This is a genomic window from Pseudomonas sp. MONT-RG-20F-20-E-7-02, assembly GCF_022662395.1.
Taxonomy (GTDB): Bacteria; Pseudomonadota; Gammaproteobacteria; order Pseudomonadales; family Pseudomonadaceae; genus Aquipseudomonas.
The window spans coordinates 80795-96342 of sequence record NZ_JAKNQN010000002.1 but is presented as its reverse complement, the minus strand read 5'-3'; the positions used below and the strand labels follow the sequence as shown (position 1 = coordinate 96342).

Genomic DNA, 15548 nt, shown 5'->3' with positions numbered 1-15548 from the left:
TGTCTCTCTACCGGTTGGAGTGATGAGAGTTTTTGTCCGTAAAAACAGTCAATTACGAAAGTATTAAGAAACTCCAGGTTAAGGCGTAGGGGGTTTCTCAATGTATCGAGGGAAATTATCCAAGCTAAGGCAGCCGGCACACCCGCGCCCCAAGGGGGCGCGGGTGGTGTTGCTACGCTGCCTTTGCGCCCAGCGGTTGAACCCCGTCCAGGGGCGTACCGATGGGCAAGCCGTTGCGGGGGTTGGCCGCATACAACTTGTCATCGACCGGCACTGCGTCAACCGTTACCGAATGGTTGTTCACCGCCTGAGTCGCGGGCTGCCTGCTACCGCCATGAGCGGCGGGCGAACGATTCAACAATCCGCTGTGCACGCCAAGGCACAGGCGCAACTTTTCCTCCACGGCTCCCAGCGTGCTCAACAACAAGGGCCTCGGTGCCTTGTTCAGCAGTTTGGGCAACGCGATGACACCTTTGGCAGCGCCGTGCAGCAGGTCCGCCGCGCCATCCAGCGGATTCAAAAAACCACTGACGACGACGATGCCCTTTTCCAGAACACGAAAAGCCTTGGCACCGAAAGGCGCAACGACTTTTGTGGATTTGATCAAAGCCCCCGTGGCTGACCCTGCGCCGCCTACAAAAGCGCCGACCGTATCGAGGATCAGCCCTCGCGTACCCTCAACGATGTTGCCCTTGGCCAGCTCCATGATTGCCCCGACAAAGGGGATCATGCCGAGCAATATCCGGTCGTTTTGCCGCAACATTTCGCGCTGTTGCTCCAGCGGCAACTCGCCCTGGGCGAGCTTTACTACCGTGTCACGGTGATGGACGAAGTTGCCGTACATGATGCGTCTGACGATCGCCTGCGTTCGCTCCGAGGAAAAACTGTTGGGGACCGGAACAGCGCTGTCACCTTGCGCCGCAGATGGATCGGCAGGCAGTGCGTCGCCCAATGGGTCGATAATGATGCCCTTGGATTTCACCCCCGGCGCAGGCTTGGCGTCGGAACTGTAGGCGTTGAAATCATAGGGCTGTTCCCTGCCAATCAGTTTTTGTACGTCTGATGGCGCCCAACGGCCATAGGTTTTCCTATGATCCTCAAGCGTGCCCCCCAGCGTTAACGGCGCGACCAAGTCGTCACGTTCAACGATCAGAAACTTGTCCGCAAACACTTCAAGAAAACGCGTCACGCCCTGGAATGTGCACTCTACCAAGGTACCTTTGCGTCCTCGTCGCGCTTCGACGTGACCGGGCGTTTCGTCGAGTACGAGGACTTCATCGGTTTGCTCGCGCAGGGCGAACAGTTTGACCTCGCCATACTGCAGGGCCTGACGAACAGGCAATGACAGGTTCGCAATCATTCGTGCCGTGGTGCTGCTCAACCCCTGCATGAGATTGGCCAGGTAGCGGTCGACTTCAACGGGTACCTGGGCCTGCACATCCGGCAAGTTGGCGATCTTGGCATTCAAGGCCTGCACGTTTGCATCAACAGCCGCTTGTTGGGCCGGGCTCAGTACGGGCTCAGGCGCATACGGGGTTTTCTTGCGTGCAGGTTGCGGCGCGTCCTCCCCGGGGCCCAACAGCATCCAGCGATCCTTGGTCAGGTCGCCGGTCATGTACGTCTCGACCAAAGAACGCATCTTCGGCTCCAGATGACTCATTTTGCGACGTGTTTCCGGGTCGGCGATGAACACCCTCGAGGCTTTTATCTGCTGAGCGCTAAGGCCTGGCATTTCTTTTTGCAGGTTCGCGATCGCCAGGTCTTCTCGGGTCGGCATCGCTGCGCTCAATAGCTCGAGGGCTTGCAGCATTTGCGCGCGTTCGGCGTTGAAGGCTGCAGTGGCTTGCTGATAGTGCTCGGGTGTGTAGCGGTCGTCCGCCGGCTTGGCGTAGAGCCCGCGCATCAGGCCCCAATCAAGCAAGACGTCGACCCCGTAGTTGTCCAGCACCGCCGCTTCTTCCGGGGTGCGCGGATCCAACCGACTGAGGGCGATGATTTCCTGATAACTCATGGAGCGCGAACAGCCCGCGCCGCCCTGGCGCTCGGCCAAGGTGACGGCAAGGCGCAAATCCGCCCACTCGGTGGAGCCTATGCGCAGGGTCGCTGGCGTGCCGGGCAGCAGAAACTCAGGCGCCGCGCTCGCCAGAAATAGATGGGCCACCAATGGCGCGGCCCTGGGATCGAGCAGTGGATTTTTTTGCTTGAGGTGGTTTTCGACATCCGTACGCACCTCGGCCAGGGTTCGCCCGCTGTTGCCAGGCTGATAAAGGTCATAGCCGGCGATAGAACCCTTGCGCCCAGGGGCATCAGGATCAAATTGCAGCTTGATGGCGGCGATTATCCATTGCGCACGCTCAGCGTCCGACAAGTGTGACGTACCGTTCTCGCCAAGAAAATCGCGATCCTGGGCGAGAAGATCGCCCCAAAACAACGCCTCGGGGTTTCGAAGTATCCGCTCGAGAAAATCATCCGCTTGAGTACGCAATGCTTCAGGGGTGTTTGCACCCAGGATGCCGTCAACCTCGAGCAAACGCAGGAGGTTGAGCCCGCTCGACTCGCCTTCATCATTGTCATCGTCGTCATGGCTCAGATGGGCCACAGCAGCCTTATCGGCGGCAGACAGTTTGCCGGGTGCCCATGTGTACGCTAACAGATGGGAATAGTTGCCCTGGGCCGGCGGCGGCGGCAATGCGGCCGTGAGCCAACGGATGGCGTTACGCAACTCACCTGCGGTCTTGGGCAGCGGCTGCCCATGGGACTGCAGGGCGGCGTCGAGTGCAACCTTGCCGTTGACGTTGCGGGCCAACGTCGAGGTACTGCTGACCTGCACTTCCAGGCCGTCAAGCGCCACCGGCTCGTCGTCTGGCTTGCCTGCGAGATGTTGTTTCAGGATATCAGCCAGGTAAGCACGCTCATCCAAAGCCCCGATGGCGCGCCGGGCCGTTTGCGCCCGGCCCTCAAGTTCAGCCTTTTTGAGGGGCGCCAGCGTGGACCAGTCGAGCGTCGATAACTCATGCTGGGCCCGGCTCAGGTCACCCGCGCCGGCAGGTGGTTTCACGCCATACCAGCGCAGGAGTGTGTCGCGCGAAAAACTATCGCTGTCATCGTTGACGTACGGCAAGCCCTGGTCGTCAGGGTCAAGCGCCTGCGCAGCGGCACGTAGCCTTGCACTGACTTGCCACCAACCGGATGCATCGCCGGTGGTAAATGTGTGAACGCTGGACACACCGTCACGGGTTACGCTGCCACTGACCGAGCCGTGCTTGACCACCAGCGTCGACGGCGCAATGCCTTTGCTGCGCAACCAGGCTTGAATTTCAGGCGTATTGATCGCGCTCCGGTAGGCGTCGTAAACCGGGAAAACAGTGGCGTCGGGTGGGACCTGCACTTTTCTGTCTGCCGCGCTGCGCAAAGGCGAGCCACCCAGTGCAGTCTGCAGCCAGCGGTCGGCGCTTGACGACGCCTCAGCCGTGGGCGTGGCCAAGGGTTGGAGCGTCCAGTTAAAGGTCTGCCCGTCGGATGCCTGAGCTGCAAGGCTGCGCTTGCTGCGAACAACCGTATCGGGTGCAGGATTGGCGACGGGGATGGGTGAGAACGCCAGTAACGCTGGCGTGAACCTAGGGGCCTGATGGCTTGGCGAGATATTCGACATTTCTAGTTCCTCTGTACCAATGAGTGGTAAGAGTTCTTGTCCCTAAGAACTGTCGAGAGGAACTGTACGAACCTGAGCCCGCCATGAAACCCGGCAAACTCGCTAATCTGTGAAGGTTGTCGGACGGTTATTCGTACGAAATCTGTACTTTTTACAGAATTCGGTAAAGCAACCGCTCAATGCGCACCCGGCTGACCCGTCGCAGAAACTTGCCGACTGCCGCCGGGTAATCCACCAACGTCTGCAATTGCTGGTAACGCTCGATGCGCGTGGTGTGCTCGAAAATCTGCGCCAGCTCGGTGCGCCGTGGTGCCAGCCACTGGCCTTGCGGGTCATCGATCAGCAAGGCGTTTTCCAGGTCGAGTCGGAACGCACGCGGGTTGAGGTTGTTGCCGGTGAGCAAGGTGTAGCGCTGGTCGACCCACATGCCTTTGAGGTGATAGGTGTTGTCGCCGTCGCGCCACAGGTGCAGGTTCAGCTGGCCGCTTTCGATCATCGGCTGATGGCGCTTGGCGAAGCGGCGCAGGCTGATTTCATACAAATAGGGCAACGCCGCGATCACCTTGAACGGCTCGCTGGGCGGGATGTAGAAGTCGTTGGCGGTCTTGTCGCCGACGACGATGTCGACCTTCACGCCGCGTGCCAGGGCGCGGTTGATTTCCCGGGTCACCGGCAGCGGCAGGTTGAAGTACGGCGTGCAGATGGTCAGTTGATGCTGGGCACTGGCAATCAGCTCCAGGATCACCCGGTTCAGCGGGTTGTTCTTGCCGACGCCGAGCAATGGGCTCACCGACATATGCCCATTGGGCAACAGCCCGGTGGTGGTGTCGTAGGCGGCGTGCTTGAGGCGGCTGCGCAGGTCGCCGATGTCATTGCGCAAGCTGCGCGTGGTGGGCGGGTTCGGCAGGTCCAGGCGATGCACCGCCTTGGAGGTGATCAGGCCGTGCTCCACCAGGTGCTGCATTGAATCCGCCAGCGCTTGGCTATGGATCAGGTGATAACGGTCGTAGCGGTACTTGTCGAACTTGTGCAGGTACACGTTATTCAGGCTGGCGCCGCTGTACAGCACGCTGTCGTCGATCACAAAGCCCTTGAGGTGCAGCACGCCGAACAGCTCGCGGGTTTGCACCGGCACGCCGTACACCGGCACTTCGCTGGCGTGGGCTTGGGTCATGGCCTGATACCAGGCGCTGTTACCCGGCTGCTTGCCGGCACCGATCAAGCCGCGCTGCGCGCGCAACGAGTCAACCACCACCACGATATCCAGTTCAGGCCGCGCCGCCTTGGCGGCGTGCAAAGCGTCGTAGATCTCCTGGCCGGCTTCGTCCTCCTGCAGGTACAGCGCCACAATGTAGATACGCCGCGTCGCCTGGGGGATCTTTTCCAGCAGGCAACGACGAAACTCAGCGGCGCCGGAGAGCACCTCGATGGCCTCGGGAGACAGTGGAAAACCGCGCAGTTTGGGTAGCAGGGAGCGTTTGAAGAACGACGGCATAAGGCTCGCAATGGGTCGAATCCGAAGAGGCCCCGAGCTTACACCATGGGGCTGCTCAGGTCTCGTCGCCCTGGATGGAAAAAAGTTAATTGACCAAGGAGAACGATCATTCTACTGTACGCAACATGAACGAAATCACCAGCAATGACACCCGCGACATTATCCTCGACGTCACCGAAAAGTTGATCTACCGCCATGGCATCGCCGCCACCGGCATGGACTTACTGGTGAAAACCGCCGGGGTGTCGCGCAAAAGTATTTACCGCTACTTCGCCAATAAAGATGAGTTGGTGATTGCCGCCCTGCAACGTCGCGACGCGCGATGGATGCAGTGGCTGCGCAGCGAAGTGGAACGCAGCGAAGGCAGTGGTGAGCGCCTGCTCGCGCTGTTCAGCGCCCTCAAGGCCTGGTTTGGCTCGGCCGACTTTCGCGGCTGCGCGTTTATCAACACCAGCGGCGAAACCGGCGACCCGCACAACCCGGTGCGCCTGTTGGCCAAGGCGCATAAACAGAAACTGTTCGAGTACGCGCTCGAACTGTGTAAAGCACATGGCACCCCCGACCCCGAACAGCAGGCCGCGCACCTGCTGATCCTGATCGATGGCGCCATTACCGTTGCCCTGGTGATGGGCGATTCAACCGCTGCGGATAATGCGCAATGCATGGCGCGAACGTTATTGGCGCTTTGAACGCACAGGCCACGCGACCTTAGATAAGCCTTGATTCTTTCAGGAGTTGCTCCATGTCATCTAACGCAGAAGTACGCCCGCCCCTGCCACCGTTTACTCGCGAGTCGGCCATCGAGAAAGTTCGCCTGGCCGAAGACGGCTGGAACTCCCGCGACCCGCAACGCGTGTCCCTGGCGTATACGCTGGACACGCAGTGGCGAAACCGCGCCGAGTTCGCGCATAACCGGGAAGAGGCCAAGGGGTTTCTGACCCGTAAATGGGCCAAGGAGCTGGACTATCGGTTGATCAAGGAGTTGTGGGCATTCACCGGTAACCGCATCGCCGTGCGTTATGCCTATGAATGGCATGACGACTCCGGCAACTGGTTCCGTTCCTACGGCAATGAGAACTGGGAGTTCGACGAGAATGGCCTGATGGCCAACCGCTTTGCCTGCATCAACGACCTGCCGATCCAGGAAAGCGAGCGCAAGTTCCACTGGCCGCTGGGGCGGCGCCCGGATGATCATCCGGGGCTTTCCGAGCTGGGTCTCTAAGACCTCTGTGGGAGCTGGCTTGCCTGCGATAGCATCGCCTCGGTGAACCTGATGGACCGAGTCGTCTGCATCGCAGGCAAGCCAGCTCCCACACCAGCAGGTCATAGCTACCTTTAGTCCTGATTCAACCCCACCCGATACAACACGCCGTTATCCTCATCGGTCAGCACGTACAAAAAGCCATCCGGCCCCTGCCGCACATCGCGAATCCGCGCTTTCAAACCTCCCAGCAAGCGCTCTTCATGAATCACCTTGTCGCCATCGAACTGCAAGCGAATCAACTCCTGGCTGGCCAGCGCGCCGATAAACAGGTTGTGCTGCCACGCCTTGAAGCGGTCGGCGTCATAAAATGCCATGCCGCTGATGCCCGGGGATTTCTCCCACACGTGATGCGGCGGTACGGTGCCTTCCACCGTCTTGCCCTTGGCCTCGGGAATCGGCGTCAGCGAATAATTGATGCCATGGGTCGCCAGCGGCCAGCCGTAGTTCTTGCCGCGCTCGATGATATTGATTTCATCGCCGCCACGCGGCCCATGTTCGTTCTCCCAAATCGTGCCGCTCCACGGGTTCAGCGCCAGCCCCTGCGGGTTGCGTTGGCCGTAGGACCAGATCTCGGGGCGTACGCCCTGCTGGCCGACGAAGGGGTTGTCATCCGGCACACGGCCGTCCGGGAAAATGCGCACCACTTTACCTTGCAGCTTGTCCAGGTCCTGGGCCGTCGGGCGGTCGTTGTTTTCACCCAGGGTCACGAACAGGTAGCCGTCACGGTCGAAGGCCAGGCGCGAGCCAAAGTGATTGCCGGTGGAGAGCTTGGGTTCCTGGCGCAGGATCACCTTGAAGTCCTTCAAGCCGCTCAAGTCATCGGCCAAGCGCCCACGCCCGACGGCGGTGCCGGCTTTGCCACCCTCGCCGCCGCCTTCGGCGTACGACAGGTAGACCATGCGGTCCTCTTTGAAATCTGGCGACAGCACCACATCGAGCAAACCGCCCTGCCCTTTGGCCCACACCTGCGGCACGCCGGTCAGTGGAGCGGAGAGCTTGCCGTCCGGGCTGACAAAACGCAGGTGGCCTGGGCGTTCGGTCACCAGGAAGCCTTGTTTGTCCGGCAGAAACGCCACCGCCCAAGGGTGATCCAGGCCTTTGGCGATCGGGGTGGCGGTGATGCTGCCTTGTTCACTGGGGAATTGCTGGGCATCGGCGGCGTGCGCCGCAACGAGTGGCAGTAGCGTGGTTGCGCAAATAGCGGCTAGCAGGGTTTTGCGTAGAAACATAAGACAGAATCCTTACCGGCGATTGCCGTTGGCATCGTAAGTGGGGGCTTTAGTGTCGGTCGCAGGAACGCTCGGCGCGGCGTTGCGCGTGGGATAGCGATTGCCTATGCCGCCGTTTTCGACGGTCGGCGCGGGGCTGGTCGGCCCGGTTTGAATACCGCGAACAGCCGGCGCATTGGGCTGTGTGCCCTGCATGCTGTTGGGGTTGGCCCGATGAATAGGGCTGTTATTGGTGTCGTAGGTGCCGGGCAGGTTCTGCGCCTGGGCCAATGGCGCGAGTGCCAGGCCCAACGCGAGTACGGTGAGATAACGCACACAGCTGTTCATCACAAAGCCTCTCTGGGGCGAGTTGTACGAGCTTTCGATAACACGCTACGCCTTGGGTTCGGCTTTCGACACTAAATACTTTCTCATCAGGTGTAACACGATCTGTCCGCGCATCTGCCCATCGAAACTTTTGCGCACGCCTGCGAGTCACCAGCACACAGTCTCTTTTCAAGGAATCGCAGCTATGCCAAGGGCAATCTGGAAAGGCGCCATCAGTTTCGGCTTGGTCCATATCCCGGTATCGCTGGTGTCGGCCACGTCCTCTCAAGGCGTTGATTTCGACTGGCTGGACAAACGCAGCATGGACCCCGTAGGCTACAAGCGCATCAATAAGACCACCGGCAAGGAAGTCACCAAAGAGAACATCGTCAAAGGCGTGGCCTTCGAGAAAGGCCGCTACGTGGTGCTGAGCGAAGACGAAATTCGCTCTGCCCACCCCAAATCGACCCAGACCATCGAAATCATCGCCTTTGTCGCCGCCGACCAGATCCCGCTGCAAAATATCGATACGCCCTACTTCCTGGCGCCCGACAAACGCGGCGGCAAGGTCTACGCGCTGCTGCGCGAAACCCTGAAAAAAACCGCCAAGGTCGCGCTGGCCAATGTGGTGCTGCACACCAAGCAGCACTTGGCCGCATTGATGCCGCTGGACTCGGCGCTGGTGCTGGTGATGCTGCGCTGGCCCGCCGAAGTGCGCAGCCTCGACGAGCTTGAACTAGGCGCTGACGTGACCAAACCCAGCCTGGCCAAAGGCGAGCTGGACATGGCCAAGCGCCTGGTCGAAGACATGAGCGCCGACTGGCAGCCCGACGAGTACCGCGACAGCTTCCAGGAGAAGATCATGGCGCTGGTGGCGAAAAAGGCCAAGGCCGGCAAAATCGAAGATGTGGAAAGCCAGGAAGGCAGCGAGGAGCGCAAATCGGCGGACGTTATCGACCTCACCGAGCTGCTCAAACGCAGCCTGGCCGGCAAGCCCGCGACCAAAAGCACGACGAAAAAGCCTGCGGCGAAAAAGTCCACCAAAAAGGCCTCTTGAGCCTGCCATTTGCTGGAGATCGACATGGCAAAGCCCCTGAGCGAATACAACCGCAAACGCGACTTCGAGATCACCGCCGAGCCCGCCGGCAGCGCGCCTGCCGGCAAGCGCAAAGCCTCGGCATTGTCCTTCGTGATTCAAAAGCACGACGCGCGCAACCTGCACTATGACTTCCGCCTGGAACTCGACGGCGTACTCAAAAGCTGGGCCGTGCCCAAAGGCCCGAGCCTGGACCCGGCCCAGAAACGCCTGGCCGTGCACGTGGAAGACCATCCGCTCAGTTATGGCAACTTCGAGGGCAGTATTCCTGCCGGGCAATACGGCGCCGGCGATGTAATCGTGTGGGACCGTGGCGTCTGGCAACCCCATGACGACCCGCACAAGGCCTATGCGGCCGGTAAACTCAAATTCACCTTGGTCGGCGAAAAACTTTCCGGCGACTGGGCCTTGGTCCGCACGCGCCTGAAGGGCAGCGGCGATAAGGAGCAGTGGTTACTGATCAAGGAAAAGGATCAGCAAGCCCGGCCCGCCAGCGATTACGACATTGTCCAGGACCAGCCCAAAAGCGTGCTCAGCGACGCTTCGGTCGGCAAACCGAAAAAGCCCGCGAAACGCCAGAAAACCGCAACCGCCCTCCCCGACCAGCTCACCCCGCAACTGGCGACCCTGGTCGACCGCGCCCCCGACGGCGACTGGCAGTACGAAATCAAATTCGACGGCTACCGCATGCTCGCGCGTATTCGCGACGGTGAAGTGCGCCTGTTCACGCGCAACGGCCATGACTGGACCGACCGCCTGCCGCGCCAGGTCAAGGCCCTGCAAGCGCTCAAGCTCAAAGACAGCTGGCTGGACGGCGAAGTGGTCAGCCTTAACGGCGATGGCTTGCCGGACTTCCAGGCGCTGCAAAATGCCTTCGATATCGGCCGCAGCCTGGACATCGTGTATTACCTGTTCGATGCGCCGTTTCTCGACGGCCAGGATCAACGCAAAACCCCCGTGGAAGAACGCCGCGCCGCGCTCAAGGCGGCGTTGTCGGGTAGCCGCAGTAAATTGCTGCGTTTCTCCGAAGCCTTCGCTGCCAACCAGCGTGACATCTTCGAAAGTGCCTGCGACCTGGCGCTGGAAGGCGTGATCGGCAAGCGCGTCGGCAGCCACTATGTGTCCAGTCGCAATGCCGACTGGATCAAGCTCAAATGTCGCTTGCGCCAGGAGTTCGTGATTGTCGGCTACACACGTCCGCAAGGTTCGCGCAGTGGTTTTGGCGCGCTGCTTCTGGCGGTCAATGACGATTCCGGGCTGGTGTATGCCGGGCGCGTCGGCACCGGCTTTGATCAGGCGGCGCTGAAGAACATCTACGCGCAACTCGCGCCCCTGGAACGCAAGACCTCGCCGCTGCAAAAACCACTGACCAGCACCCAGGCGCGCGGCGTGCACTGGGTTGAACCGAAGCTGGTGGGTGAAGTGAATTTCGCCGAATGGACCCGTGAAGGCGTGGTACGCCAGGCCTCATTTATTGCGCTGCGCAGCGACAAACCGGTGGCGCAGATCATTCATGAGCTGCCGCGCAAAGCCAAATCTTTCACACAGCCGGCGCCCGCGAAAAAGGCTGGCAGCGGCGTGACCATCACCCACCCGGACCGCGTGATCGACGCACAAAGCGGCACGCAAAAACAGCAACTGGCCGACTTCTACGCCAGCATCAGCGCGTGGCTTCTGCCGTTTCTGCGCCATCGGCCTGTGTCGTTGCTGCGCGCGCCGGAAGGCATTGAAGGCGAACAGTTCTTCCAAAAACATTCCGAGCACCTGGCCATTCCCCATATCAAGCAGTTGGACCAGGCACTGGACCCGGGTCATGCGCGCCTGCTGGAGATTGACACCAGCAAAGCGTTGATCGGCGCCGTGCAGATGGGCACCGTCGAGCTGCACACCTGGGGCGCGACCTCGGACAAAATCGAAACGCCCGACCTGTTTGTGCTCGACCTCGACCCGGACCCGGCGCTGCCGTGGAAAGCCATGCTGGAGGCGGCGCAACTGACATTGTCGGTGCTCGACGAGTTGGGTCTGGAGGCGTTCGTAAAAACCAGCGGCGGCAAAGGTCTGCACCTGGTCGTGCCATTGGGGCGCCGGGATGGCTGGGACACGGTGAAGGCGTTCGCCAAAGCCATCGCGCAATTCATGGCCGTGCAGTTGCCCGAACGTTTTACCGCCACTTCCGGCCGCAAGAACCGCGTGGGCAAGATCTTTATCGACTACCTGCGTAACGCCCGAGGCGCCAGCACGGTGGCGGCCTACTCGGTACGGGCGCGACCTGGCCTGCCGGTGTCAGTGCCGGTCAGTCGGGACGAATTAAAAGGCTTGCGCGGCGCGCAGCAGTGGACAGTCGCCAACCTGCACGAGCGTTTGGACACGTTGAAAGACGACCCGTGGGCCGGTTATGCCAACCGGCAGAAGATCAGCAAGAAGATGTGGGACAAGCTGGGCGCGACACCACCGCAGTAAATCGCGCCCAAGAGGGCTTTAGATGAGGATGAAGATCAGCGCCAAACCTGCAAAAATCGCCCACTTTTCCAGGTAGTAACGTGCACGATTGCGCTTTTTCAGCTCCTTGCCACGCAAGCGAATCTTGTACAGGCGGGTAAACGCACGGTTCAGGCCGCCGGTCTTGTCGCCATCATCGTTCGGCGACCCCGCCGCGGCCATCACGTTACGGCTGAACCAGCGGTTGAACGCCGCCGCCCAGCTGTACTTCATCGGCCGTTCGATATCGCAGAACAGGATGATGCGGTTCTGCTGCGTGGTGTTTTCCGCGTAGTGAATGTATGTCTCATCAAACATCACCGGCTCGCCGTCGCGCCAGTAGTAACTTTCGCCATCCACATTGATATAGCAGCCAGGATCGTTAGGCGTGTCCAGGCCCAAGTGATAACGGTAGGAACCCGCGTACGGGTCGCGGTGGCGCACCAGCTTGGAGCCCGGTGGCAACTCGGCGAACATCGCCGCCTTGATCGAGCCGATGCTTTGCACCAACTCGGTAGTGCGCGGGCAGAGCTTCATCGCCGACGGGTGGCTGTCGCCGTACCACTTGAGGTAAAAGCGCTTCCAGCCAGACTTGAAGAACGAGTTGAAACCCACATCGTTGTACTGCTCCGAGCGCTTGATCTCGCCCATGCGCATCAGGTTCTGGCCTTCCTGGCGGATTTCCTCCCAGTGCTCCTGCAATGGGCTCAGGTCAGGAAAGTCGGCAGGCGACAGGAACGGGCGGCTTGGCTGCTTGGAGAATAAGTAGAGGAAACAGTTGATCGGCGCCAGGAACGTCGAGTGGTCACTAAGCTGGCGACCCAGCTTGTGTCGCACCCGACCACGCAGGTGAACATACGCGATGGAGGCAACGTAGAGAGCAACAATGATGAGTTTCAAGGGATTCGTCACACGTCAGTAGAGAGAACAGGCTGCTCCTGCGTGCCCACAACGGCCGAGGATTGAATAAGCAGCGCCTGAAATCACAATTCACAAATACGCGGCACGACCGGCGATGGGAGCACCGGTTCATGACCATTGGCAGTTATTTAGCCACAGTTTGTAACCAAAGGTTAATTAAGAATTGTGAAAAGCTGTCCACTCATTGTGCTGGATCAACACCCGCACTTGTCTTGCCAGGCGCGCCATGCTGCACTGCAAGAACTTTCCTTCAGCAAAATGGATTTTGTATGTCATCCCTTTCAAACAGCGATTACCAGGCACTTCAAGGCAGTTGGGAGCAAACCGCGCTCGAAGACAGCGGCGTACTCAACCCGGTTGATGCCCACACAGCTCCAGGTGCCCTGACCACCATCACCGGCGACTGCTTTGAAGTGCGCACGACAGACGACGAGTTGCTGCTGGCCGGCCGATTTACCCTCGACAGCACCACCACGCCCAAGAGCATTACCTGGGTTGACGCGATAGGCGAAGACGCCGGCAAGCCCTTGCCCGCCAGCTACCGCCTTGAAGGCGATGATTTTGTGTTTATTGCCGCCGATGAAGGCATGCCCCGCCCGACAGTGTTCAGCACCGGGCCTGGGCAAACCATGCGCACGTTTGTACGCAGGGGTTGATTCGGGAGCATCCGAATGTGCGACACGGTTTTCACACGGCCTTCACTTTCTGGCCTATAGGGTGAGGCCTACCTACTCCAGTGAATCACTTGGCCCGCCTCTCCTGGCGGGCCTTTTTTTGCGCGCGCAAACCCTGCTCAGGTGTGGCGCTTGGTCGCGGTCAGGGTGAAACATAGCGGTAGCTGGGCCGGCTGGTGCTCATACTGCTCGTACAGTTCCTCACGGTTGCAATGCGGGTATTCCTGCAGATGTTCAATCTGCAAGTGCGCCGCAATCGCCCCACTCACCACACTGCCCAGGGTATGCACATACCAATAGGACGTAGGTCCGGGAATTTCATCCAGCCCCTCGTAGACAATTGACTCCTGCAACACCAAGGGGTCGCGCTGGAAGTACGACGTGGCGGGCAAAAGCGGGTTGGCGGCCAGCGGGTCGAACACCTCCAGGAACGGGTGGGTTTCGTAAATCACCAAGGTGCCACCGGGCTTGAGCGTGCTTGCCACATGGTGCATAAACGCCGCCACATCCGGCATCCAGCCCAATACGCCAATGGTCACCAAGGCAATATCAAAGCGCCCGTGCACACGCTCGGGCAGTTGATAAATGTCGGCCTCAATAAATTCGGGGTTGTGGGGCGAAACTTCAGCCAGTTCCTGTGCTTGCTGAAGGAAGGCGCGGGATTGATCCACGCCCACCACGGAGCGCGCGCCCAGGCTGAACAGCGACAGGCTTTCACGCCCGTTGTTGCAGCCCAGTTGCACCACGTCCTTGCCGGCCACGCCGACCTCTTGCAGCAGTGCGGTAATGGTGGGGTCCAGGCGTGAAAAGTCGGCAAGCGCCACCGATTCCAGCAGTGCTTTCCAGTTAGCGGTGTCTTTGTGCAGTTTGGCGGATGCATCCCAGGCGTCTTTGTTGCTGGCGATAGCCTGTTGGGCTGAGGGCATGTCCATTGCGTCTCCAGAGAGTCAGTACAGCGGGCTATGGAAAATAATCCAAGTACCGCTCGGATGAAACCTTCCGGGGCGCGAAACTTCCAGCCAGGCCCGCAGGTCACTAAGCCAATGAGTGTTCAGCCCCTGAATACCCTTGCCGAAGATATCGCCGTGGCCAATCACTCCGACCTGCGCAATACCTTGTCCCTGGACAGCCTGAATTTCTTCCTGGCGGATGTGCGTGACGGCCTCGGCCCCTACTTGGCGATCTACCTGCTGGCTGTGCATAAATGGGACCCGGCCAGCATCGGCGTGGTCATGACCCTGGCCGGCATCGCCGCGTTGCTCACCCAAGGCCCAGCGGGCGCATTGATCGACCGCACGCGCAGCAAGCGTGCAGTGATCGCGGTAGCCGCCATCCTGGTGACCGTCAGTTGCCTGGTGCTGCCGTTTGTCAGCTCATTCAGTTGGGTGGCAGTGACCCAGGCGGCCAGTGCGGTCGCCGCGTCGGTGTTTGCCCCGGCGATTTCGGCCATCTCCCTTGGGATCACCGGGCCGCGCGCCTTCACCCGCCGCACCGGGCGCAATGAAACCTTCAACCACGCCGGCAACGCCGTGGCCGCGCTGCTGGCGGGCGGCCTGGCCTACCTGTTCGGCCCGGTAGTGGTGTTTTACCTGATGGCGTTTATGGCGCTGGCCAGTATCGTCGCGGTCAGTTGTGTGTCGGCCTCGGCGATTGACCACGAAGTCGCGCGCGGCTTCGACCCGGCCCACAGCAGCGAGCATGAACAACCTTCCGGCATGAAAGTGTTGCTGGCCAACCGCCCGCTGTTGCTGTTCGCCATTTGCTGCGCGCTGTTCCACTTGGCGAATGCCGCGATGCTGCCGCTGGTCAGCCAGAAGCTGTCGCAGATCAACCTGCAAATGGCCACGCCGCTGACCTCGGCGTGCATTGTCGCGGCGCAATTGGTGATGGTGCCGATGGCCTGGCTGGTGGGCAGCAAAGCCGACGTATGGGGGCGCAAACCACTGTTGCTGGCTGGCTTCATGATTTTGCCGCTGCGCGGCGTGTTGTACACCTTGTCCAGCGACCCTTATTGGCTGGTGGCCGTGCAGATGCTTGACGGTATCGGCGCGGGGATTTTCGGCGCGCTGTTCCCGGTGATCGTCAAGGACCTGACCCAAGGTACGGGCCGCTTCAATGTCAGCCTGGGCGCACTGTCCACGGTGTTTGGCCTGGGTGCGGCGCTGAGCACCAGCCTGGCCGGATTCGTGGTGCAACAGGCCGGTTACAACGCGGCCTTCCTGACCCTGGCCGCCGTTGCGGCGCTGGCTTTGGCGCTGTTATGGCTGGCCATGCCGGAGACATTGGCAAAACCATCGTTCGCACGCATTACAACTGTCACCTGACATATGCGACAATGCGCGCCAAATTCCAACACACATCCAAAATTTTCTGCTCAGCGACCGGGTTTCGCGCCTTGATGTCGCTGTTGACGCATGCCTGAAGGCTCCTGCC

At 60.4% G+C, this 15548-nt stretch carries 12 protein-coding genes; 6 read left to right on the top strand and 6 right to left on the bottom strand.

Going from position 1 to position 15548, the window contains the following annotated elements; all coding sequences use genetic code 11:
* Positions 1-172: 172 nt before the first annotated feature.
* Positions 173-3652, bottom strand: coding sequence for a hypothetical protein (locus tag L8I05_RS05870; protein ID WP_242167545.1), 3480 nt, complete (start codon positions 3650-3652; stop codon positions 173-175).
* A gap of 151 nt (positions 3653-3803) precedes the next feature.
* A complete protein-coding gene (pssA, locus tag L8I05_RS05865; protein WP_159956800.1) occupies positions 3804-5147 on the bottom strand; it encodes a CDP-diacylglycerol--serine O-phosphatidyltransferase in 1344 nt (447 codons plus the stop codon).
* A 125-nt stretch (positions 5148-5272) separates the two neighbouring features.
* Between pssA and L8I05_RS05860 the strand changes: the two genes are divergently transcribed.
* Positions 5273-5836: a TetR/AcrR family transcriptional regulator gene (locus tag L8I05_RS05860; protein WP_242167544.1), complete on the top strand. Its 564-nt coding sequence runs from the start codon at positions 5273-5275 to the stop codon at positions 5834-5836.
* A gap of 53 nt (positions 5837-5889) precedes the next feature.
* The gene (locus L8I05_RS05855) at positions 5890-6369 is read left to right on the top strand and encodes a nuclear transport factor 2 family protein (protein ID WP_197627996.1); all 480 of its coding nucleotides are present in this window, start codon (positions 5890-5892) and stop codon (positions 6367-6369) included.
* 113 nt (positions 6370-6482) lie between these two features.
* On the opposite strand, the gene L8I05_RS05850 is transcribed toward L8I05_RS05855, so the two are convergent.
* On the bottom strand, positions 6483-7640 hold the full coding sequence (locus L8I05_RS05850) for a PQQ-dependent sugar dehydrogenase (protein WP_177018882.1): 1158 nt from the start codon (positions 7638-7640) through the stop codon (positions 6483-6485).
* A 12-nt stretch (positions 7641-7652) separates the two neighbouring features.
* Positions 7653-7967 carry a hypothetical protein gene (locus L8I05_RS05845; RefSeq protein WP_242167543.1) on the bottom strand — a complete coding sequence of 105 codons (315 nt, stop codon included), beginning with the start codon at positions 7965-7967 and terminating at the stop codon, positions 7653-7655.
* 184 nt (positions 7968-8151) lie between these two features.
* On the opposite strand from L8I05_RS05845, the gene L8I05_RS05840 reads away from it, so the two are divergent.
* Positions 8152-9003 (top strand): Ku protein, encoded by an 852-nt coding sequence (locus L8I05_RS05840; RefSeq protein ID WP_159956810.1) that lies wholly within the window; start codon positions 8152-8154, stop codon positions 9001-9003.
* A 24-nt stretch (positions 9004-9027) separates the two neighbouring features.
* Complete coding sequence (gene ligD, locus L8I05_RS05835; protein ID WP_242167542.1) at positions 9028-11502, top strand: DNA ligase D; 2475 nt, start codon at positions 9028-9030, stop codon at positions 11500-11502.
* Between the two features lie 18 nt (positions 11503-11520).
* On the opposite strand, the gene lpxO is transcribed toward ligD, so the two are convergent.
* On the bottom strand, positions 11521-12420 hold the full coding sequence (lpxO, locus tag L8I05_RS05830) for a lipid A hydroxylase LpxO (RefSeq protein WP_242167541.1): 900 nt from the start codon (positions 12418-12420) through the stop codon (positions 11521-11523).
* Between the two features lie 290 nt (positions 12421-12710).
* Here lpxO and L8I05_RS05825 point away from each other — a divergent pair, with 290 nt between their 5' ends.
* Complete coding sequence (locus L8I05_RS05825) at positions 12711-13097, top strand: TIGR03067 domain-containing protein (protein WP_242167540.1); 387 nt, start codon at positions 12711-12713, stop codon at positions 13095-13097.
* 137 nt (positions 13098-13234) lie between these two features.
* Here L8I05_RS05825 and L8I05_RS05820 read toward each other — a convergent pair whose 3' ends face one another.
* The gene (locus L8I05_RS05820; RefSeq protein ID WP_242167539.1) at positions 13235-14047 is read right to left on the bottom strand and encodes a class I SAM-dependent methyltransferase; all 813 of its coding nucleotides are present in this window, start codon (positions 14045-14047) and stop codon (positions 13235-13237) included.
* Between the two features lie 153 nt (positions 14048-14200).
* On the opposite strand from L8I05_RS05820, the gene L8I05_RS05815 reads away from it, so the two are divergent.
* Entirely contained in the window at positions 14201-15439 is a 1239-nt protein-coding gene (locus L8I05_RS05815) for an MFS transporter (protein WP_242168384.1), read from the top strand.
* Positions 15440-15548: the final 109 nt, after the last annotated feature.

What these genes read in the sequence shown, in the direction of transcription:
- L8I05_RS05870 (WP_242167545.1), bottom strand. Translation starts at nt 3,652, where the DNA reads ATGTCGAATATCTCGCCAAGCCATCAGGCCCCTAGGTTCACGCCAGCG.
- pssA (WP_159956800.1), bottom strand. Translation starts at nt 5,147, where the DNA reads ATGCCGTCGTTCTTCAAACGCTCCCTGCTACCCAAACTGCGCGGTTTT.
- L8I05_RS05860 (WP_242167544.1), top strand. Translation starts at nt 5,273, where the DNA reads ATGAACGAAATCACCAGCAATGACACCCGCGACATTATCCTCGACGTC.
- L8I05_RS05855 (WP_197627996.1), top strand. Translation starts at nt 5,890, where the DNA reads ATGTCATCTAACGCAGAAGTACGCCCGCCCCTGCCACCGTTTACTCGC.
- L8I05_RS05850 (WP_177018882.1), bottom strand. Translation starts at nt 7,640, where the DNA reads ATGTTTCTACGCAAAACCCTGCTAGCCGCTATTTGCGCAACCACGCTA.
- L8I05_RS05845 (WP_242167543.1), bottom strand. Translation starts at nt 7,967, where the DNA reads ATGAACAGCTGTGTGCGTTATCTCACCGTACTCGCGTTGGGCCTGGCA.
- L8I05_RS05840 (WP_159956810.1), top strand. Translation starts at nt 8,152, where the DNA reads ATGCCAAGGGCAATCTGGAAAGGCGCCATCAGTTTCGGCTTGGTCCAT.
- ligD (WP_242167542.1), top strand. Translation starts at nt 9,028, where the DNA reads ATGGCAAAGCCCCTGAGCGAATACAACCGCAAACGCGACTTCGAGATC.
- L8I05_RS05825 (WP_242167540.1), top strand. Translation starts at nt 12,711, where the DNA reads ATGTCATCCCTTTCAAACAGCGATTACCAGGCACTTCAAGGCAGTTGG.
- L8I05_RS05820 (WP_242167539.1), bottom strand. Translation starts at nt 14,047, where the DNA reads ATGGACATGCCCTCAGCCCAACAGGCTATCGCCAGCAACAAAGACGCC.